The 19,954-nt window shown below is 47.8% G+C and carries 16 protein-coding genes; 8 read left to right on the top strand and 8 right to left on the bottom strand.

Annotation, left to right across the window (positions count from 1 at the left end; translation table 11 throughout):
* Nucleotides 1-4: 4 nt before the first annotated feature.
* Nucleotides 5-658 carry an alpha/beta hydrolase gene (locus ACEW9O_RS16295; protein WP_373551243.1) on the bottom strand — a complete coding sequence of 218 codons (654 nt, stop codon included), beginning with the start codon at nucleotides 656-658 and terminating at the stop codon, nucleotides 5-7.
* A gap of 34 nt (nucleotides 659-692) precedes the next feature.
* Nucleotides 693-3,425, bottom strand: a complete 2,733-nt coding sequence (locus ACEW9O_RS16290; protein ID WP_373551242.1) for a family 78 glycoside hydrolase catalytic domain — start codon at nucleotides 3,423-3,425, stop codon at nucleotides 693-695.
* Nucleotides 3,426-3,585: 160 nt separating this feature from the next.
* Between ACEW9O_RS16290 and ACEW9O_RS16285 the strand changes: the two genes are divergently transcribed.
* A complete protein-coding gene (locus tag ACEW9O_RS16285; RefSeq protein ID WP_373551241.1) occupies nucleotides 3,586-4,167 on the top strand; it encodes a TIGR00730 family Rossman fold protein in 582 nt (193 codons plus the stop codon).
* 118 nt (nucleotides 4,168-4,285) lie between these two features.
* On the opposite strand, the gene ACEW9O_RS16280 is transcribed toward ACEW9O_RS16285, so the two are convergent.
* From ACEW9O_RS16280 to ACEW9O_RS16270, 3 genes are all read right to left on the bottom strand, one after another.
* Nucleotides 4,286-5,887 (bottom strand): OmpA family protein, encoded by a 1,602-nt coding sequence (locus ACEW9O_RS16280; protein ID WP_373551240.1) that lies wholly within the window; start codon nucleotides 5,885-5,887, stop codon nucleotides 4,286-4,288.
* Nucleotides 5,888-6,057: 170 nt separating this feature from the next.
* Nucleotides 6,058-9,240: an AsmA-like C-terminal region-containing protein gene (locus ACEW9O_RS16275; RefSeq protein WP_373551239.1), complete on the bottom strand. Its 3,183-nt coding sequence runs from the start codon at nucleotides 9,238-9,240 to the stop codon at nucleotides 6,058-6,060.
* Between the two features lie 142 nt (nucleotides 9,241-9,382).
* A complete protein-coding gene (locus tag ACEW9O_RS16270) occupies nucleotides 9,383-10,030 on the bottom strand; it encodes a porin family protein (RefSeq protein ID WP_373551238.1) in 648 nt (215 codons plus the stop codon).
* 249 nt (nucleotides 10,031-10,279) lie between these two features.
* On the opposite strand from ACEW9O_RS16270, the gene yihA reads away from it, so the two are divergent.
* From yihA to ACEW9O_RS16255, 3 genes are all read left to right on the top strand, one after another.
* Entirely contained in the window at nucleotides 10,280-10,900 is a 621-nt protein-coding gene (gene yihA, locus ACEW9O_RS16265; RefSeq protein ID WP_373551237.1) for a ribosome biogenesis GTP-binding protein YihA/YsxC, read from the top strand.
* A gap of 135 nt (nucleotides 10,901-11,035) precedes the next feature.
* Nucleotides 11,036-12,748 (top strand): 1-acyl-sn-glycerol-3-phosphate acyltransferase, encoded by a 1,713-nt coding sequence (locus ACEW9O_RS16260; protein WP_373551236.1) that lies wholly within the window; start codon nucleotides 11,036-11,038, stop codon nucleotides 12,746-12,748.
* A 46-nt stretch (nucleotides 12,749-12,794) separates the two neighbouring features.
* Nucleotides 12,795-13,337 (top strand): exonuclease domain-containing protein, encoded by a 543-nt coding sequence (locus tag ACEW9O_RS16255; protein WP_373551235.1) that lies wholly within the window; start codon nucleotides 12,795-12,797, stop codon nucleotides 13,335-13,337.
* Between the two features lie 6 nt (nucleotides 13,338-13,343).
* Here the strand turns inward: ACEW9O_RS16255 and sufU are convergent, their stop codons facing one another.
* Together sufU and ACEW9O_RS16245 are read right to left on the bottom strand one after the other, a co-directional pair.
* The gene (sufU, locus tag ACEW9O_RS16250) at nucleotides 13,344-13,769 is read right to left on the bottom strand and encodes a Fe-S cluster assembly sulfur transfer protein SufU (RefSeq protein WP_373551234.1); all 426 of its coding nucleotides are present in this window, start codon (nucleotides 13,767-13,769) and stop codon (nucleotides 13,344-13,346) included.
* 37 nt (nucleotides 13,770-13,806) lie between these two features.
* Nucleotides 13,807-15,003 (bottom strand): molybdopterin molybdotransferase MoeA, encoded by a 1,197-nt coding sequence (locus tag ACEW9O_RS16245; RefSeq protein WP_373551233.1) that lies wholly within the window; start codon nucleotides 15,001-15,003, stop codon nucleotides 13,807-13,809.
* Between the two features lie 260 nt (nucleotides 15,004-15,263).
* Here ACEW9O_RS16245 and ACEW9O_RS16240 point away from each other — a divergent pair, with 260 nt between their 5' ends.
* The 3 genes from ACEW9O_RS16240 to ACEW9O_RS16230 all read left to right on the top strand — a co-directional run bounded on the left by ACEW9O_RS16240 (nucleotide 15,264) and on the right by ACEW9O_RS16230 (nucleotide 19,063).
* On the top strand, nucleotides 15,264-16,472 hold the full coding sequence (locus ACEW9O_RS16240; RefSeq protein ID WP_373551232.1) for an aminotransferase class V-fold PLP-dependent enzyme: 1,209 nt from the start codon (nucleotides 15,264-15,266) through the stop codon (nucleotides 16,470-16,472).
* A 70-nt stretch (nucleotides 16,473-16,542) separates the two neighbouring features.
* Nucleotides 16,543-18,156: a sodium/sugar symporter gene (locus tag ACEW9O_RS16235; protein ID WP_373551231.1), complete on the top strand. Its 1,614-nt coding sequence runs from the start codon at nucleotides 16,543-16,545 to the stop codon at nucleotides 18,154-18,156.
* 37 nt (nucleotides 18,157-18,193) lie between these two features.
* Nucleotides 18,194-19,063 (top strand): inositol oxygenase family protein, encoded by an 870-nt coding sequence (locus tag ACEW9O_RS16230; protein ID WP_373551230.1) that lies wholly within the window; start codon nucleotides 18,194-18,196, stop codon nucleotides 19,061-19,063.
* A 19-nt stretch (nucleotides 19,064-19,082) separates the two neighbouring features.
* Here ACEW9O_RS16230 and ACEW9O_RS16225 read toward each other — a convergent pair whose 3' ends face one another.
* Nucleotides 19,083-19,304 carry a hypothetical protein gene (locus tag ACEW9O_RS16225; RefSeq protein ID WP_373551229.1) on the bottom strand — a complete coding sequence of 74 codons (222 nt, stop codon included), beginning with the start codon at nucleotides 19,302-19,304 and terminating at the stop codon, nucleotides 19,083-19,085.
* Between ACEW9O_RS16225 and ACEW9O_RS16220 the strand changes: the two genes are divergently transcribed.
* Complete coding sequence (locus tag ACEW9O_RS16220; protein WP_373551228.1) at nucleotides 19,303-19,953, top strand: hypothetical protein; 651 nt, start codon at nucleotides 19,303-19,305, stop codon at nucleotides 19,951-19,953. The genes ACEW9O_RS16225 and ACEW9O_RS16220 overlap by 2 nt on opposite strands.
* Nucleotide 19,954 lies beyond the last annotated feature (1 nt).

The raw sequence follows: 19,954 nt of genomic DNA, 5'->3' as shown, positions 1-19,954 counted from the left end.
TGTTCTAATTTTGAGGTGGCAGTTGATTTAACAGTACTTCATTCAACTCTTCCGACTTATTCAACACCATTAAGTGTCCCGCGCTTTTTATTATAACATCACAATTTACAAAACTCAAAGGCAAAATTCGGTCCTTTGCTCCGTGAATATGGAAAATATTTTCGGGCTGCTCTTGGTTGGTCCAATGGACTATTTTATCAATGGCCCATTCCAAAAAAGTCGGGTCTGTGTTATGGAGAATTTCTTTTAATAGTTGTTTGTCAAAGCTTGATTTTGCCCCAAAAAACCAGTCTGTTACGACATTTGAGCTTTTTAAAAGTCTTGCTGGCAATAATTTATGCAGTCCAATTCGCCCAGCCATACGGTAGTAAAATGGAATTTCTTTTTTGGTTTTGGCGGAAGCGATCAAAATGAACTTTGTCGTGTCAATTTGTTTGGCTACTTCAATAGCCATTATGCCACCAAATGAAAGGCCAATCAGAATTGGTCTCCCTGTTGGTATTTGCTCAAGCAGCCTTGTGGCGTAGTGTTCAATTGTTTCTTGGCCTAATGGGGCTATCCATTTGATAAAAGTTGTCGAATAGTTTGAAAAATCCAGTCGCTGAAAAACACTTTCGTCAGCGCCAAGTCCGCTGAATAGGTAGATTTCGTTTGTCATATTGTGCTTTAGTGGATAAAATGAATTATGCTGCTTAATGTTCCGCCTCAAACCGATACTCCCCCGAACCCAATTCCACCACCGCATACCCATCCCGATACTGCACTCCACTCAAAACTACTCCACTCTCCGTCACGCGGCCATTCTCCTTACACTTGATCCAGACCTCCGCCTGCACATTTGCTGGAATGTTCACACGCAGTGAGAAAGTGGTGCCCTGAATTTTCCAGTCGCTTTCAATGGTACCCTGCACCGACTGATACGCCCCTTTTGCCCAGGTCAAATCCCCGGCAGGTTGGGGCTTGATGATGACTTTGGAAAAACCGGGAGCAGCGGGGTTGATGCCCAGCAGCGAGCGGTAAAACCATTCATCAATTGAGCCAAACATGGGGTGATTGGCCGAATAGGTGAACCCAGGGTCGCCCCAGGTTTCCCACAAAGTGGTAGCCCCTTTGGCCAGCATGTCCCCCCATCCCGGGTAATCGCGCTGGTTCGCAATCTGGTACGCCCACTCGTTCAGGTTTTCTTCTCGCAGCACGTCGAAGAGGTACTTGGTGGAAAAAATGCCCGTGGAAACGTGCATTTTATGCCGTTGAAACTCCTGGTACAACACCTCCAAAGCCTGCTTGCGGTCGGGAGCGAGTTTGTACCACAGGGCAAACAACTGCGCCGACTGGGTCGCATTGTCAAAACGCCCGGTGCCATTCACGTGGTAGTGGTTTTGGATAGCGCGTTTGATGTTGTTAGCCAGTTTTTGGTATTTCTCGGTCGCTTCTTTTTTGCCTAAAATCTCCGAAAACTCCGTCATCAACAGGGCGTGGTGGTAATAAAAGGCAGCAGCCGTGAGCGCTTCTGGTTTGGTGTCCAGCGCTTCGTGGTCGCTGATGTCCCAGTAGAAGAGATTGTCTACGGCCTTGCTTTGCAGGAAGGTCATCTGTCGTTCAAAGGCCGGATAATATTGCTCGATCACCCGTTTGTCGCCATAAAACTCGTACAATTTCTTCTGCAAAAAAGGAAAGCCCAATTGCCAACCCAGCGGCCCCGACAAGTCGCCATAGCCCCGATCGGCAATGCCGGTAAAAGGGGCAATCTCGGTAATGCCACCCTCGGGGCGCTGTTCATTGGCAAAGTCGCGTACAGTCTTGCCGTAAAAATTGGCCATGTTGTAGTTGTACAAAAACGCTTCGGAGCTCACCACCATATCGGCACCGTAGCCCATTTTTTCTCTGGCGGGGCAATCGGATTGGACGCTGAACACATTGCTCAAAAAAGTCCATTGAATCACCTCATGCAATTGGTTGAACATCGCATTGGAACATTCAAAGCTGCCATTGGGCGATAAGTCCGTATTCATGCGCAAACCTTGAATGTCGTCCAGGCTGGGTGCCTGGCCCGGCCAGCCCACGATCTCGATGTAGCGAAAGCCGTGAAAGGTGAAGCGAGGCACAAAGGTTTCTGCTAGGGCATCGCCCCGCAAAATGTACTCGTCTTTTTGCCAGGCGGTTTTTGGGGCTCCCGGGCCGCCACTAAGTCGCCAGGCTTCCTTGATTTGGCCGGCTACGGTGGTCCACCAGTTCAAGTGGCCATTTTTCAGGGTGTCTTCCCCAAAACGCATGGTGATTTTGGTGCCCGCTGGGCCTTTGACCTTGAAGCTGGCCACCCCAGCAAAGTTTTGCCCCATGTCCACCAAAAAAGTGTCTTTGCCAATCAACTTGATGCTGCGCGGACGAATCGTTTTGGTGATGCGGATGGGAGGCTGCATTTGCACGCTCAGTTCACCACTGGGGCCTTTGAATAGGCTTGCTTTTGACCAGGATTTTGTTTCGCTGAAGGAGCGCTCTAGTCGCGCGTCCTGGTGTTCGCCGAGGTACACGTTGTTGCGCGTGATGGAACCTGGAGCGGTCTCCCAGGTATCGTTGCTGGCGATCACTTCTTTGCTGCCATCGCTGTACTTGAGGTGGATTTCGGCGCGCAGGCAAGGGCGGCCCGTTTCCTGGAAATTGCGCAAATCCCAACGCCCAAACATGCGCAAAGGCAAGGGGTTCCACCAGCCATTGCCCAACTGGACGCCAAAGATATTGTTGCCTTTTTGCACCTGGCTGCTGATGTCGTGTACCACGTACAAGACTTGTTTGCGAAAAGTGGTAAAGCCCGGATCGAGTACATGATCCCCAATTTTTTGTCCATTCAAAAACGCCTCATGGTAACCCAGCCCACTGATGTACAAACGCGCTGAGCTGATTTTTTTGCCTACCGCAAATGGTTTCCGAAACATCGGCATGGGGTCGTCTTCGTAGTATTTTTCTTCCTGAGCGGGTGGCGTGCTGCCATCGTTGATCCAACGAGCCTGCCAATCTTTGGGACTCAGCATGGCGGTTTCAAACCAGGCGGTTTTGCTCCATTCCGAAGCTTCGCCGTTTTGGTTGTATACTTTTACTTTCCAGAAATAGCGGGTGAAGGATTGCAGCGCTGGCCCAGTATATTCGATGTGTAAGTTTTGGGAGGAGCTTATTTTACCCGTCGACCAGGTAGCCGCCTTATTTTGATCCAATTGTTTTTGATCGGTATGGAGGACGATTTCGTATGCAGACTGGCTTTGGTTGCGGGCCGTGGTGCTAAAAGTCCAGGACAACCGTGGTTTGGTGACATCGATTCCCAATGGGTTTTCCAGGTACTCGCAGCTTAGTTGGGCTACTTGCAGGGGCGCGATTGCGTTGAGGGTTAGTGGTAAAAAAAGGACGAAAAGGACGAATGTTCTTGCTGACATGGTTTGTAGTTGTAGGACTTTACTGAATAGGGTGTGCTTGCTCATTGGCAGTTGAATTAAATATCCTGATTTTTCCACGATTTACCCCAATCCAGATTATTTTTTTTGAAAAAACGGCACAGAGTAATTCAGGCTGCTTTTCTTTGCAAAAAAAGTACTCATGCGTGCATTAACCGTTTTTTGCGGAGCCAATACCGGTGCCGACCCAAAATATACCCACGTAGCCCGTCAAATGGGCGAGTTGTTGGCACAAGAAAACATCGCCTTGGTTTACGGGGGTGGAAAAGTCGGCCTCATGGGCGTCATTGCCGATGCGGTATTGGAAAAGGGCGGGAAAGTGATTGGGGTGATCCCTCATTTTTTGGCCCACAAGGAAGTAGAACATACCGGAGTGACTGAAATGCTCTACACTGAAACCATGCACGAGCGCAAAATGAAAATGTTCGAACTATCGGATGGGGCGATTGCCATGCCCGGTGGGTTTGGGACTTTGGATGAGTTGTTTGAATTGTGTACCTGGGCGCAATTGGGTTTGCACGAAAAACCACTGGGTTTGCTCAATATCCTGAGTTTTTATGATAGCCTGATTGAGTTTTTGGGCCGGGCAGTGACGGATGAGTTTCTCAAAACGGAGAATCGGGGGTTGATTCTGGATGCGCGCGAGCCTAAAGAGTTGCTGGAAAAAATGCGCAATTATCAGCCGATTCATGTGCCGAAGTGGATCACAAAGGAGGATGTGTAAATGTCTCTAAGGTGATTCTTTGGTGGCTTAGGTTTCTTAGGTGGTGAGAAAGCGACTTATTTTCACCACCTAAGAAACCTAAGCCACCGAAGAATCACCTCAGAAATGATGCGCTTAGTTACATCATTTCCAGCACCACTTCCACCCTTCTATTCTTCGCCTTGTTCCCATCCGAGTCGTTCGCTACAGCTGGCACAGACTCCCCTTTTGCAGCAATCTTGGCGGTAAGCCCCTGGCTGGCAAAAAAATCTGCCACTACCTTGGCACGTCGTTCTGACAATTTTTGGTTGTAATCGGAGGAACCTGCATCGTCGGTATGGCCAATGATGGTCAACGTGTAGCTGCCCACCTTTTTGGCTGCTTCGGCAATCGCCAATAAATCCGTGCGGCTGCTTTCATTGATGACAGCCTGGTCAAAAGCAAAAAGGATGATGGAAGACATGGGCTGCGCTGGCGTCTTCGCGACCACAACTGGTTTAGGTTTTTCTACCACAGGTTCATTGGTTGCTGCCGGATCCACCTCAAAGGAAATTTCCAGAACCTCCGGCGTATTTTCATCAATGATCACTTTTTGTTCAATCGATGGATAACCCTCTGCGAAGTTCACGCGCAGGGTGTATTCGCCCGGATAACGGGGCAAAGACATGGAGTACTCGCCACTCAGGCCATTGCTCCGTGCTTTGGTCAGGATGTCATCCGTTTCATCGAAGCGGAAAAACAGGTTGGATTCGAGGGCACCTTTGCCTTTTTCGCGCACCGTTCCATTGATGATAACAACGGCTTCGGGTTTGATCCGGGCATCTACATTGTTGCCCAAATTGGCATAATAAATGTCGCCTTCCCGCACAAAATAAACATCGTTGCGGGGGGCATCGAGCAAAAATCCATAATCTTCATTGGGGGTGTTGAAAGGTTGTCCGATGTTGATCAACTCTCCGGTAGTCGCGCCCCCTTCGAGGGTAGTTTTAAAAATATCCAGTTTACCAAAACCACCCCAACCATCCGAGGCGAAATAGAGGGTTTTGCTATCCGCACCGATGAACACCGAACGTTCATCCCCACGAGTGCATACATCCAGGCGTTCGGGCACACTCCAGATGCCTTCTTCGTTTTTCCAACTTACAAACAAATCCATGGGGCCGTCGTACACACCGCCACAAGCGACTACCATCACCCTGCCATTGGGCGCAATGGACATCCCGTCGGTGGCCGTAAACCCGGTGCCGCGAAAAAAACGCGTAATCCCGGTGCCCAAGCCGCGTGGATTTTCCCAACGTTCGCCCCGAAGCTCTGCCCGGTAGTAAGGGCCGCCCGTGCTCGCCCAATCGTCGCGCCAACTTTGGAAATATACCGTTTGGCCATCCGCGGAGATATTGGGTTCATCTTCTCCACTGTGCGTATTGATGGGGGCTTGCAAACATTGGGGCGTGGCCCATTGTCCGTTCTTTTTTTCGGCGTACCAAATGTCACCATCAAACTCGGGGCGACCTTTGTAGCTGGTAGAGGATTGCGACCAGGGCTGTTGACCCCGACCACTCATGAAGTACAAAAAGCGGCCATTGGGGGTGATAGACAGGTTGATGTCGCGTTGGGGGGAATTGAGGGAGCTCAGGGCAGTGGGTTTGACGGGCCAATCGGGTAAAGTGATGGCTTTTTTGGTGTCTTGTGCCCAAATCTGAGCTGAGCAGAAAAGGAGGAGGGTAAAGTAAAGGATGCGCATATGCTGTAATTTCAGGTAAAATGCTCTGCTAAACTACGGCTTGGGTGTGACTTAGGTGCCTTAAGTTTCTTAGGTGGTGAAAAAGAACGCGACTTATTTTCACCACCTAAGAAACCACAGACACTTAAGAATCACCTAAGATGGGTGCTCGGCAATAGCACCAAAAAGACTCAGTTTTTCTTCACTCCGGTTGTATCCGCAGCCGGCTTTTTCTTCTTAAATGGATTGAATTTCTCCAATTCATTTTTGACTTTGTCCACTTCTTCCTTGGTTTTGCCCTTGTCGATCACCTCGCCTAGTTTTTCCTGGGCTTTTTTGCCTAGGGTATCGGTCATTTTGCTGCCCAATTCTTTGCCAATTTTTTCACGGGCCTTGGCTTCCAGTTCCGCTTTTTTCTTGTCAATTTCCCGCTGAGCCGAGTTGCGCAGAGAGTCGGCGGCTTTGCCTACCATTTCCTTTGCTTTGGCCTCGGTTTCAGCCATTTTCTTTTTGGCATCTTCTTCCAGCTTTTTCTTCTGCGCGTCGAATTCATCGTTTATGGCGTTTTTCACCGCATCGGTGGCCACGGTTTCGCCATCACTGGCCAACAGATTGAACTGCGTTTTGGGACTGTTGACATTCCCGCTGAGGTTGACCAATACATTCACAAACTCTGATTCCTGCATTTGTATCCCAACCTTGGAAGCTTGTTGCTTCAGTTGTTTCCAGCCGGCGGCGGCCAGTTTTCCAGCCGGGTTTTGATCCAGGTATTTTTTCGGAATTTTGAGTTTAACGGTATAATCGATGACCTGATTGATGGTATGACGCCCGGCGATGGTCATTTGGATGTCTTTCACTTTGACGTCAAATGCACTTACATCAATTCCCCCTTCGCGAATAGCCACCCAGTTTTTAGTGTTGAAGAGCAAGTCTTTTTTGATTTCGGCAATGTCGAGGGCTTGGCCGATGGCGTCGAGGGGTTTAAACCCTTTCACTACGCCGTTGACGGTTTCCAAAAAGCCTTTGGCATCTACGGTGCTGAGGTCGGGCATCATGTTGTCTTTCAAGTTGCCCTTTAGCACCAAACTGGTATTGAACACGCCGTTGATGAATGCACCAATTGGGGCCAGGATGCGGAAGGAGTTGAAAGTCTTGAAGGTTTTTTGGAAATCCATTTTGGACATGTCCAAACGCATGTTGTACATTGGATTTTTTTCACTTTTGGTGTCGTACAAACCCGAAAAACCGATGGTTCCACCCAGCGTGTTGGCACTTACATCGTGCAATTCTACTGCTTTATCGGCTACTTCCAGATGACCTTTGATGTTGTCGAGGGTCATGTTGGTGTACAGAACCTGTCCAGCAGTGGCATTGATGTTGACATCGATGTTGTCGGGCACCAGGATGACGCCGTATTCTTCAGCTGGAGCATCGGCTACTGGAGCACTGGAAGGGGTTCCGGTGAATTCCGTCATAAACTGATTGAGGTCCAGTTTATTGGAATTGAGGTTGATGTTCCCGCCCAAAGTGCCCCCTTTGAAGAGGTAGTCAAACACATTGGTAATCGTCCCGTTAACCGCGATGTCGCTGTCCTGGATCTGAGTGTACGCCGAACTGATGTTCATGCGATTGGGGCTGATTTGGCCCTTGGCTATGCTATTGAGCAAGGTATATTTGTCGTATACGAGTTTGTCCACTTGGGCATCAACCCCAAAATCAAAACGGTCAAAAATCTCGGTGGAAGCAGTAGTTGTGCCTGATCCCGAAAGCGCTGCTGCGCTTACCGTGCTGCTGCTTTCTTCGGCTGGCATCCATTCATTGGCGTCAAAATAATGCGAGCGGGCGGTTAAATTGCCCGTCATGGTTTTGCTAGGCGAAAAGTAAGCCAGAATGTTGTTGATGCGACCACTGGCCTGGATGTCACTTTTGCCCAACTTGCCTACAAAACGGCTCAAATCCACAAACTGCGGGCTGAAGGTCATTTGGGCATCCTGGATGTTGACCACTGGCAAACCAGCGCCACGGTAAGCCATACCTTCTACACGGGCGTTGCCACGCATGTCTACACTCTCGTATTGTTGTTTTTCGATTTGCGACTGCCGGGCCCGCATGACCACATCGGCAGTGATTTTACCGCGCAAGTCTTCCAAACCTTCCATAGGAAATGCTTTGGCTAGTTCGGCCAAATTAAGAATCCCCTTGACCTTGGCGTCAACATCTGGATCAGACATCGGCGTTTTGAGAATAAAGCGGGACTCGATCGGGTTGCTCCCAATTTTGAGCGCAAATTTGGAAAAATCGATGATCATTTGGTCCATATCGCTGCCCGGGCTGACAATGCTGCCTTTGGCATTGATGTTGGCAATGGACAGGGGTAAATCGGGGTATTTAACCCGGCCGTTGTCCACACCAATGTTGATTTTGAAGGCGGGCATTTGTTCAGTCACCGCGTTATAGGTGCCTTTCACTTCACCATCCAGCGCAAATTTGCCGTCGACCTTGACCTGCTCGTAGCCTTGCAAATAGGCACCAGGGATGATCGAAAACAAATTGCGGAAGTCATTTTCAGGTGCATTGAAGGTCAAATCCATCAACACGTTGTCTTCATCGGGCAATTGCACCCAACCATCGGCCTGCAAATGTAGGGCATTGACCCGCAGGTCGTTGTCTTTCAGGGTGTATTTACTTTGGTTTTGGTCTACCTGAAAAATGGCATCCAGGGCAGTTTTGGCCTTGCTCAGGTAACTCATGCCCCCGTAAGTAACCGTCAGGGAATCTATTTCAGTTTTGGTATCGAGGTCATAGATCATTGCAGTAAGGTCGCCCGAACCACTGTGATTGAGGCCCTTTGCAACTACGTAGGCACTCATACTCGCGTCATCGTAAATGAGGCTGCCATTGTTGATGCGGTAGTCTTCCAGGTCTATTTTGAAGTCGGTGGTTGTGGTGCTGGTGTCATCCGTTGGTTTGGCAACGTCGTAGTTGGCAAGGCCTTCTTTGGTTACCAATACGTGAATTTTGGGTTCATCCACCGTTACCGATTTGATTTTGATCGGATCCATGCCATTCCAAACCGACCAAAAATCGAGGGCGAGGGTCATTTTTTTTACATCGGCCAGTTTTACACCCGCAAATGCGTCGATGCCTTCTAAAGTAAAACTGTCCATAGTCAACCCCAAATTGGGGAAAGTACTCCACATACTGAGGCTTGCATCCGAAAAATCTACCTTAGCATTCAGGTTGGCGTTGATGGCTTCCTTAGCCTTGGCCAGGATTTCATCTTTAAAAAAGTAGGGAATTGCCAAAGCTGTCCCAACAAATAACAACAAAAGCACTCCGAGCGCCAACAACAGTCTTTTCAGTATTTTTTTCATTTGGTCCTTGGTTTATTATTAAGATGCAGAAAGCGCAAAAAAGTCATATCAAAAATAGGTTGAAAAGTTGAATTGTTGAAAAGAAGTTGAAAAGAAGGGCTCCCGCAGCGACTTTTTAACCCTTCAACTTTTCAACTTTAAACTATTTTCTTTTCCCGAACAACCAGCCCACCGTCAGATTGAACTGCGCCGGGCTTTGATCGAATTGGTATTGTTTGCCAAAAAAGTTGATGTGTTCGCCAAATTTGCTGAAATTCCCCTGGTAACGGAGGTCAATCATCAGGTTCCAAATGTCGAGGCCACCACCTACGGCATACCCAACTGTGAAATCTTTGAAGTTTTGATCATAGTCTTCAAAATCAAACAAGTCGGAGGTGCTGTTGAGGAAAAAGTTGCCTTGAGGGCCACCCTGTAGGCGCAGTGGCCCGAGGCGGAAGCCCAACATCACCGGGATATCAAGGTACTGATAACTTTCTTTCAAAACATCGCCAGGAGTGCCGGGTTGCCCGAGGTCATCGAGGGTAAAATTGACGGAATTGGAGCGAAAGTTGATTTCTGGTTGCAAAAAACCATTGCCTAGTTCTGCCCGGATCAAAAAGCCAAAATTAACGCCATAGTTGGCATCTTCCAGCGCCAGTTTGAGACGGGTTACGCCTCCGGCATCCAGGATGGCCAGGTCTTCCTGATTCAAACTGGAAGTCAACAGCCCTCCTTTTACACCAAAACGAATCTGACTGTAGCCAATTGTAGCTAAAGTCATCAAGCACAGAAACAAAGCGTACTTCTTCATGGTTTTAAGTTTTTATCCACGGGTAGTTAATGAATATTTTGATCCCGTGCTTTACAAAAGATGCAAATCTTACGCCAAACCACCATTATTAGTGGGCAAAAATAAATGTTCATTTTCTCGAGCCAAAGGATTAGATAAGAAACTTGAAATGAAACGTTTAATTATCTAATCCTTTGGCAAAATGAACAATTTATTTTTTTATCGCCCCGTACTTATTACTTTTACCACACAAAAAGAGGTACAGAAAAGATGGAAATAGTGACTACAGAGTTTAAGGGGAGTTTTCCTAGTCATTCGCAATGCCCGGCAGCCGAGTTTCCGGAATTTGCGTTTATTGGTCGGTCCAACGTGGGTAAATCCTCTTTGATCAATATGTTGTGTAGCAAAAAAGAATTGGCGCACACCTCCCAGAAACCGGGCAAAACCCAATTGTTGAATTATTTCCTGATCAATCAACAGTGGGCCATTGTCGATTTGCCGGGTTATGGTTATGCCAAAATTTCCAAAATCAAACGCAAGGAATGGCAAAAGATGATCCAGGATTACCTGGTGTTGCGTCCTACCTTGTGCACTGCTTTTGTGTTGATAGATTCCAATATTCCCCCTCAAACGGTGGATATTGAATTCATCAATTGGTTGGGGGAAATGCACATTCCATTTGTGCTGGTGTTCACCAAAACCGATCGTTTGAAGCCGCAGGAAATTGAAGCAAACATTCAGGCAATGCAGGCAAAACTGCTGGAATACTGGAATGAGTTGCCTCAACAATTCTTCACCTCAGCCAATAAAAACATTGGACGGGATGAAATCCTCAATTTTATTGATGGTTTAGCCGCTGAGGGTGCGCTAGAGATTAAAAAGAAAAAATGATAAACGGTTGAGATGGTTGAGGGAGGTTGAGATGGTTGAGGCTGCCGCGAGAGACTTAGACGAGGACCTTGTCAAAATCGCTCGCGGCAGCCTCAACCATCTCAACCTCCCTCAACCTCCCTCAACCTACTGACTATGAAGCAACGATCCAAAACGCCCGTATTCCCGTCCGTCATTCCCGATATTGAAGAGTGGCCGATTTACAAGTTGAGCGAAGACCGCCGGGCCTTTATTCACGATATCGACGCGTTTACGCAGGATCGGCTTACCCGAAAATCGACCCAAAAAGTAACCGATCTGATTGCCGAAACTGTTTATCAGGAACGCATCCGCATCAAGGAAGAGCGCTGGAAAGTGGATCCGCCCAAGGAGAGGCAGTTTTGGAGTCGAATTCGCCGTAAACTCATCAAAGATTCGCTGGACAAACCCGATCAGGAAGCCGCCAAAAACAACGCCGAAATCTTGCAAGCCATCATCCACCGTTATTCGGAGGAAATTGTGGGCACTTTTCGCATTTCTACCTTTCGTTTTGCTCGGCGTTTTTTGACCCGTTTTTTCAATAGTCTTTTACAAGCTCGGCAAAAGGGATTCTGGCGTTTTGCCTATCAAAAAAAGTTGTTGGCCGAAAAATTGATCGTAGAGGGCGAATTGGAAAAAATCCGGGGTTTGATGACCAAAGGCACTGTGGTGGTGGTACCCACTCACTTTAGCAACCTGGACTCCATTTTGATTGGTTACGTGCTGGATTTGGTGCTGGGCTTGCCTTCTTTTTCATACGGAGCAGGTTTAAACCTCTACAATACGGGCTACACCGCCTATTTTATGAATCGTCTGGGTGCTTACCGGGTGGATCGCCGCAAAAAAAATGGCATCTATCTGGAAACACTCAAAACCATGTCCAATCTCTCCCTGCAACGGGGTACCAATAGTTTGTTTTTTCCGGGGGGCACTCGCTCTCGTTCGGGCAAGTTGGAGGAAAAACTCAAATTGGGGTTATTGAGTACTACCGTTGAAGCACAGCGGGCTTTGTACCAACAGGGCAAGGATCAAAAAATCTTTATTGTGCCCTTGGTCTTGGGGTATCATTTTGTGTTAGAAGCACCGTTTTTGGTCGAGGGTTACCTGCGGACAATGGGCAAGGAGCGATTTTTAAAGGCTAAGGATGATTTTTACAATCCCTTACAGATCATTCGTTTCATCTGGCAAGTGCTTTCGGAAGGCAATGACATCGCCCTTTCCTTCGGGCAACCCATGGACGTGCTGGGCAACCCGGTCGACATCGATGGCAACAGTTACGATAAATACGGGAACCTGATTCAGGTACAGGATTATTTTGTATCCGGGGGCAAGGTCACCGAGAACTTGCAACGCGAATCGGAATACACCAAAGACCTGGCCGAAAAAATCGTAGAGCGCTACCTCGCCGATAACATCGTTTTGAGTAGTCATTTGGTGGCTTTTGCAGCCTTTCAAATGTTGCGCAAAGAAAATTCCCGCCTCGATTTATTCGGGGTATTGCGTTTGCCCAACGAGGATTATGTGTTCAAGGAGTCGGTGCTCAAGGATGTGATTGAACAAATTCGGCAAGAGTTGTACCGATTGGAAGATGCGGGTAAAATCAAGCTATCCACCATTGTGCGGGGAGGTTTGGATGAATTGATCAAGGATGGTTTGATGCACCTTGGCACTTTTCACCTGAAAAAACCGTTGAGGTACAATCGGGACAAAGTCATCATTAGCGAAGATTTCACGCTGTTGTACTATTACCACAACCGCCTGGATAATTACCAGTTGGACGAGGTGATTGAACTCAATAAAGAGGCCTTACTGACTCTGGAGCCGAAATAGAAGTATAGGAAAGGTTTCAAACACAAAAACTCAAAACCCAATCGCCTTGAATTTCATCATTTTTGACCTTGAAGCCACTTGTTGGGAGGGCAGTCCACCCTCCAAAGTGCAGGAGATTATCGAGATTGGCGCCGTGCTGATGAATGGCTACGGCGAGGTGGAAGATGAATTCAGCCGAATGGTTCGTCCTATTCTCAATCCCCGCCTCTCAGCGTATTGCCAGGAGTTGACGAACATCAAACAAACGGAAGTGGATCGCGCAGCTCTTTTCCCAACTGTGGTGGAGCTTTTTCAGGATTGGGGTTTGATGTTGGACGAGGATTACATCCTTTGTTCCTGGGGCGGAACGGACAAACGCTTGCTGCTCCAAGATTGCCAATTGCACGACGTTGAAAATGACTGGGTGCATTCCCACATCAACATCAAGCACCAGTACATGGAGCTGAAACGCTTGCGCCGTCCCCGGGGGCTGAAGGCGAGTGTGGAAGCGGAGGGCTTTGATTTTACGGGGCCGCAACACCGGGCCCTGGCGGATGCGCAGAATCTGGCGAAGATTTTTTTGAAGTATTTGGATGAGTGGCAGTTTTAATGAAAATTAGACTTTCTGTTCCAAATACTCCTCCACCGCCTCCCAACTCAACACCGCACATTTCAATCTCCCCGGAAATTTCTTTGCTGCCGCAAAAGCTAACAGGTCTTCATCAGTTGTCAACTCTTGATCGGTTTTGGTGACTTCAAAATAATCCTTCACCAACATCTGCACCTCCTTCAAGGTTTTACCCTGAATTTTTTCCATCAAAACCGAAGTAGCCGCCTTGGATACCGCACAGCCATAGCCCGAAAAAGAAGCCTGCACTACCCTACCCTCCTGTACATCCAGGTACAATTTGAACTTATCCCCACAAAGTGAATTGTACGCATCCAAAATCAGCCCTGCCTCCGGGCGCTTTTGGTAATGCCGGGGATGCTGGTTGTGATCCAAAATAACCGGAGAATACAATTCATTCAATTCTTGCTCCATATCCACACATTAACCCATTAGCAAATCAGCACATCAATCATCGGTAGCGGTACAAAGGGAATACCTCTCCCGCTGAAAAATGTGACCTTTCTCTGGGCAATTCCAAAAATCCATCTGCATCGTTCAGGTTCGCCAAATCGCCCGAGCCGTGCCCTTCCAGTGGTGTTGCCTTGATCAATCCTGCACTTCCATTGTCTAATTTAACTGGAACAAAATAGGTCAAATCTGGTTTAAAATCGAGCTCCCGGGTCAAGGCCGCCGTTTGGATTGGCCATTTTTTCAATCCAAGTGATTGCCGCAACCAGGGCAAAATGTAGCGGTAAGTACCCACAAAAGCGGAAACCGGGTTGCCCGGCAAAGCAAAAAGTACGGCCTGGGCGCCAAAAGTCCCAAACCAAAACGGTTTTCCCGGCCTTTGGCTCACTTTGTGGAAAAGCTGCTGTACACCTGCCGCGGCCAATGCCTGGGGGACAAAATCAAACTTGCCTTCGGAAACAGCACCGCTCAGGATGACCAGTTCATAACGCGTTAAAATATCCTGAATCCCGGCTTGAATGGCAGCTTCATCGTCGTAAAAATGAAAGGCTTCGGCTTCAATTTTCCATTCGGCCAGAGCGGCTTGAATGGCGTACACATTGGAACGTCGAATTTGGTGGGGCATGGGTGTTTCGTGTACCTCTACCAATTCATCACCAGTCGAAATGATCGCCGTGCGGGGCAAACGAGCTACTGCAATTTCGGCTTTACCCAAAGTAGCCGCTGTAGCCATCTCTGCCGGGCCAATTTTGCGGCCAGCGGCGATGATCAAATCTCCCTCGTGACGGTCAATGGCCCGCGAGTGGATGTTTTGGCGCTGGGTAATGGCTTCGATGTTGATTTGAGCGATACCGTTTTCGATCAAGAGGTCTTCGTAGCGGATGACGGTATCAGTGCCCAAGGGTAAGGGTGCGCCGGTCATGACTTCCAGGCAGTGTTGGGTCTGCTGCAATGAGAGTTGTGCAGCTCCTGCGGCTTGCACTGCTTCGATGGGAAAATGCCGACGACCCGCCGCGAATTCGGCATAATGAATGGCAATTCCATCCATGGTTACACGGTCGAAAGGGGGAAAATCACGGTCGGCAAAGAGGTCTTCAGCAAGGATACGTCCCTGTGCTTTTTGCAAAGGAACCTGCTCAATGTGCAACGGTAAGGCATGTTGGAGAATAGTTGATTCAGCTTGGGCAACAGTCAGCATAAGTTAAATGATTGAAGAATTTAGTTTCATGCGTAATTTAGGCTATAATCAACTAAGGTGAATCTAAAGTGCCTATGGTTTCTTAGGTGGTGAAAAAAAGAATCTGCGAAGCAGTTAATATTTCACCACCTAAGAAACCTCAGGCACTTTAGATTCACCTCAGGATGAGGATTGCCAGAATAACTAATATTCAGCTTTGCTCATTTTTCTAGACTCAATAATACTCGTTTTTATCTAAATTGAAACCCAAATCTCTACCAATGTTCAGTCCACAACAGATTCGGCAAAGCTTTCCGGTTTTTCAACACTTCCATGATTTGGTCTACCTCGACAATGCCTCCACCACCCAAAAGCCCCAGGTGGTGATCGAAGCAGAGCGAGCATATTACGAGCAACACAACGCCAATGTACACCGTGGGATTTACCGACTGGCAGCCGAAGCTACCGCCCTGTACGAAGGTAGCCGCGAACGTTGTGCCCGCTTCATCAATGCGCCACAAGCCAAACAGGTGATTTTCACTAGCGGCACTACTGATGGCATCAATCTGGTGGCTCAATGTTTTGCCTTGCCACGGCTGGAGCCAGGTGATCAGGTTTTGATCAGCGCCATGGAGCACCATTCCAATTTGATTCCCTGGCAACAAGTTTGTTTGGCCAAAAAAGCGGAACTGAAGGTCATCCCTTTTAATTGGAAGGGAGAACTAGATTTGCAAGCATTAAAAGACCTATTGAACCCCAAGGTGAAAATCCTGGCGCTCACCCATATTTCCAATACCCTGGGCACCATCAATCCCATTGCAGAAATCATTGCCTTGGCGCATGAACAAGGAGTTCCCGTGCTAGTTGATGCAGCTCAGAGCATCAGTTCCCATCAAATTGACGTGCAGGCATTGGATGTAGATTTCTTGGTTTTTTCGGGGCACAAAATCTTTGGGCCTACGGGTACTGGAGTATTGTATGGTCGTGAAAAATTCCTGAAGGAAATGCCGCCTTACCGTTTTGGCGGAGAAATGATTCGGGATGTCACTTTTGAAAAAACCACTTTTGCGCCGATTCCGCACAAGTTTGAAGCGGGCACCCCCAATATTGCCGGTATAGCCACTTTAGCCACCGCACTTGATTTTGTAGAATCTTTGGGGCAAAAAAACATCGCTGCCCATCTACAAATACTACTCGCCGCTGGGATGGAAAAATTGAGCAGCATTCCCGGCATCCAGTTTTATGGCGAGGCCGCTCAAAAATCCGGGATCATCTCCTTCACCATTGAGGGCATTCACCCCCATGACTTGGCCACCATTCTGGGGCAACAAGACATTTGTATCCGCGCTGGGCACCATTGCACCCAGCCCATTATGGACTTTTACGACATCCCGGGAACAGTGCGGGCTTCCTTTTCGGTGTACAATTCAGTAGAGGATTTGGACAAACTAAAACAGGGTTTAGCACAAGTAATTGGTGTCATGGGCTAAAAAAAGATCGGTTTTTTAAAATTTCCAGCAATTTTTTTGAAACTTCTTGCCTACACTAATCGCAAGCAAAATGACGAACCAACTACATTTCCTCGATCACCTGGTTTTCCTGGTGTATCTGGTCTCCGTGTCGTTGTACGGGTACTGGATTTACCAGCGCAAAAAAGCCAAAGAAACCGATACCAAAGACTTCTTTTTAGCTGAAGGTTCCCTGACCTGGTGGGCCATCGGTGCTTCCCTCATCGCCTCCAACATTTCCGCCGAGCATTTTATTGGCATGTCTGGCTCGGGCTTTGCCATGGGTTTGGCCATTTCTTCCTACGAATGGATGTCGGCAGCAACCCTCATTCTGGTTGCGGTATTTTTTATTCCAGTTTACCTGAAGAATAAAATTTACACCATGCCCCAGTTTTTAGCCAAACGGTACAACGATACTGTCGCAACCATTATGGCCGTGTTTTGGCTCCTCTTGTACGTTTTTGTCAACCTGACTTCCATTTTGTACCTGGGCGCACTGGCGGTGGAGAGTATTTCTGGTGTGCCGTTTTTGTACTGTATGCTGGGGCTCGCCGTTTTTGCCATTTTTATCACTCTGGGTGGAATGAAGGTGATTGGTTACACCGACATTGTACAAGTGGTGGTACTGATTATGGGCGGCTTGGTGGTGACTTACTTGGCGCTATCAATGGTCTCTGATCATTTTGGCGGCTCGGGTGTACTGGATGGACTAAGCTTGTTGCACAGCAAGGCCGACGATCATTTTCACATGATTTTTGCCGAAGGCCACAAATATTACTACGAGCTGCCGGGTATGGCCGTACTCTTTGGAGGGATGTGGATCAACAACCTGAATTACTGGGGTTGCAATCAATACATTGTACAACGAGCACTGGGAGCTGACTTGAATACGGCCCGCTCCGGGATTCTTTTTGCGGCTTTTCTCAAGTTGCTGATTCCGCTCATTTGTGTGATCCCAGGGATTGCAGTGTATGTGCTGCACCAGAATGGCTATTTCCAACAAGAATTGGTGGATGCTGCTGGTACCATCAAACCCGATCGCGCCTACCCTACCCTGATGAATTTGTTGCCCATGGGTTTGAAAGGCTTGGCTTTTGCGGCGCTGACCGCGGCAATTGTAGCTTCTCTGGCGGGCAAGTGCAACAGCATTGCCACCATTTTCAGTTTGGACATTTATAAAAAATTCCTCAAACCTGAGGCCAGTGAAAAACAAACCGTGCGAACTGGGCGATGGGCGGTATTGGGTGCATTTGCCATTGCCTTGTGCATCACGCCACAACTGCGGCAACTGGAGCAAGCCTATCAGTTCATCCAGGAATATTCCAACTATTTGACACCGGGCGCTTTTGCCCTGTTTTTCCTGGGGATGTTTTGGAAACGAACCACTTCAACTGCGGCAATTGTGGCTGCGGCCATATCCATTCCGCTAGCCGTAGCATTTAAGTTGATACCCAGTACGCCGATTCCTTTTTTACACCGCACGGGATGGTGCTTTTTAATTTTGGTGGCCATTATGGTGGTGATTTCACTGCTGGACAAAAAAAGTACCCACAATCCCAAAGGTTTGGAGCTGGACAAAGGAATGTTCAAGGTATCCGATAGTTTTGCTATCCTTTCCATCTTGATTTGTGGCATTTTAGCGGCACTTTATACCGTATTTTGGTAATCCTTTGTAATTTTAACGTTAAATCAAAAAAACAACAATGAATCAGGACTTCGACAACAATGCACCCTTGGGTAGCCTCGACGAGTGGGAAGATGACCTGCTGCTCCGCTACCCCGAGCCGAATACCACGGCCAAAACCAAAGAAGAATTTCGCAACTACGATGACCCTAAACGCGATACTGTACGGGAGTTTTATCGTTTGAACCATACTTACCAGACCTACGATTTTGTCATGGAAAAAGAGGCCAAGTACCTCAAGCTGGACAAAAAAGAAATGCCGGTTTGGTCTGCTTTTGACTTTTTGAACACCTTAGTGGATGACTCAGATCCCGATACCGACTTGGATCAATTGCAACACTTGCTGCAAACCTCCGAGGCCATCCGCGCCGATGGTCACCCGGATTGGTTTATACTCACGGGTTTGTTGCACGATATGGGCAAGGTTTTGTGCCTGTTTGGTGAGCCACAATGGGCGGTCGTAGGCGACACTTTCCCGGTAGGTTGCAAACACTCGGATAAAATCGTTTACCCTGAGTTCTTTGAACTCAATCCCGATAGTCAGGACGAGCGTTACAATACCACTTACGGCGTATACGAGCCCAACTGTGGCTTGCGCAACGTACACCTATCCTGGGGGCACGATGAGTACCTGTACCATATGGTCAAGGACCATTTGCCTGATTCAGCACTGTACATGATTCGGTACCACTCCTTTTATGCTCAGCACCGCGAGCACGCGTACGATCACCTGATGGATGATTACGATCGGGAGATGTTCGAGTATGTGAAGTTGTTCAATCCTTATGACTTGTATTCCAAGGCCCCCGTTCCACCCAATGTGAAGGAACTGAAGCCTTATTATGAGGACTTGATCGCGAAGTATTTGCCGAGTACGTTGAAGTTCTAAGTATCTCCATGCCGCTGGTTTATACCCAAGTGTTTAAACCAGCGGCAATAGTAAAACATCCTAATTCTACCCTAATGAACCTAGCAGCTATTGCCTTACCTTTAGTTTTATTGCTTGGTACTTCATTTTCAAGCGATGAAGCTAGACCGGAGTCTTCAGCTTCAAAAGCATTTTGTGATGAATTAAAACCAGTGCTCAGCGGGTTAAAAGACAATTTCACGAACCTGAAAGGGAATGCCATGGGTTCACGTACTAATTTTTGGCACTCAACTGTAACCCTCTCCAATACTTCAAACAATTACATCTTTACTCAATTCGACTTTAACGGCAAGGCTTTTTCCAATGAATATTACGCGGTACTTTCGGAAAAAACCACCCCTGTGGAGCAAAATGTCGCCATCGATCAGTTTGCCAAATTACTTGAACAATGCCCATTAGCAGGCTACACCAAAACCGTAAAAACTACTGGGCTGAGCCAGTTTAGTGATGATCCAGCCCTTGAAAAAAATGCGGGTAAAGTAATAAAATGGACGAATGCTACCGACAAAACCGAAATTGAAGTCAGCGGGTATTTCGATGTTGTCACCCAAAGACATCGGGTTGCGGCTAAGTTTAAAGCGCCGTACAACCATGCCGTAATTCCTTCAAAATCGGCTAGAAGTACTACTGCTGCCAAATTCACCGTCATCAATTCACTACAGGAAGAGGTACTGGGCTATTGGCTGGATTTTGATGGCAAAGAGGTTTATTACTTCAGTTTGAAGCCCAAATACCAGATCGTCATGGACTCCTACACTGGCCATGTTTGGCGATTCAGGTCTGCGGCTAGTAAGAATATCGTAAAGAATACGTTGATTGGTAATGCGGCGACTACGCTTGAGTTGAAGTAGC

The sequence above is a fragment of the Haliscomenobacter sp. genome (genome assembly GCF_041740695.1).
Classification (GTDB): Bacteria; Bacteroidota; Bacteroidia; order Chitinophagales; family Saprospiraceae; genus Haliscomenobacter.
Note: the sequence above shows the minus strand (reverse complement) of the source record. Positions and strands in the feature narration are given on the sequence as shown.

Excerpts from the sequence above, each read along its gene's own strand:
- ACEW9O_RS16295 (WP_373551243.1), bottom strand. The coding sequence starts at position 658 with ATGACAAACGAAATCTACCTATTCAGCGGACTTGGCGCTGACGAAAGT.
- ACEW9O_RS16290 (WP_373551242.1), bottom strand. The coding sequence starts at position 3,425 with ATGTCAGCAAGAACATTCGTCCTTTTCGTCCTTTTTTTACCACTAACC.
- ACEW9O_RS16285 (WP_373551241.1), top strand. The coding sequence starts at position 3,586 with ATGCGTGCATTAACCGTTTTTTGCGGAGCCAATACCGGTGCCGACCCA.
- ACEW9O_RS16280 (WP_373551240.1), bottom strand. The coding sequence starts at position 5,887 with ATGCGCATCCTTTACTTTACCCTCCTCCTTTTCTGCTCAGCTCAGATT.
- ACEW9O_RS16275 (WP_373551239.1), bottom strand. The coding sequence starts at position 9,240 with ATGAAAAAAATACTGAAAAGACTGTTGTTGGCGCTCGGAGTGCTTTTG.
- ACEW9O_RS16270 (WP_373551238.1), bottom strand. The coding sequence starts at position 10,030 with ATGAAGAAGTACGCTTTGTTTCTGTGCTTGATGACTTTAGCTACAATT.
- yihA (WP_373551237.1), top strand. The coding sequence starts at position 10,280 with ATGGAAATAGTGACTACAGAGTTTAAGGGGAGTTTTCCTAGTCATTCG.
- ACEW9O_RS16260 (WP_373551236.1), top strand. The coding sequence starts at position 11,036 with ATGAAGCAACGATCCAAAACGCCCGTATTCCCGTCCGTCATTCCCGAT.
- sufU (WP_373551234.1), bottom strand. The coding sequence starts at position 13,769 with ATGGAGCAAGAATTGAATGAATTGTATTCTCCGGTTATTTTGGATCAC.
- ACEW9O_RS16245 (WP_373551233.1), bottom strand. The coding sequence starts at position 15,003 with ATGCTGACTGTTGCCCAAGCTGAATCAACTATTCTCCAACATGCCTTA.
- ACEW9O_RS16240 (WP_373551232.1), top strand. The coding sequence starts at position 15,264 with ATGTTCAGTCCACAACAGATTCGGCAAAGCTTTCCGGTTTTTCAACAC.
- ACEW9O_RS16235 (WP_373551231.1), top strand. The coding sequence starts at position 16,543 with ATGACGAACCAACTACATTTCCTCGATCACCTGGTTTTCCTGGTGTAT.
- ACEW9O_RS16230 (WP_373551230.1), top strand. The coding sequence starts at position 18,194 with ATGAATCAGGACTTCGACAACAATGCACCCTTGGGTAGCCTCGACGAG.
- ACEW9O_RS16220 (WP_373551228.1), top strand. The coding sequence starts at position 19,303 with ATGGGTTCACGTACTAATTTTTGGCACTCAACTGTAACCCTCTCCAAT.
- ACEW9O_RS16225 (WP_373551229.1), bottom strand. The coding sequence starts at position 19,304 with ATGGCATTCCCTTTCAGGTTCGTGAAATTGTCTTTTAACCCGCTGAGC.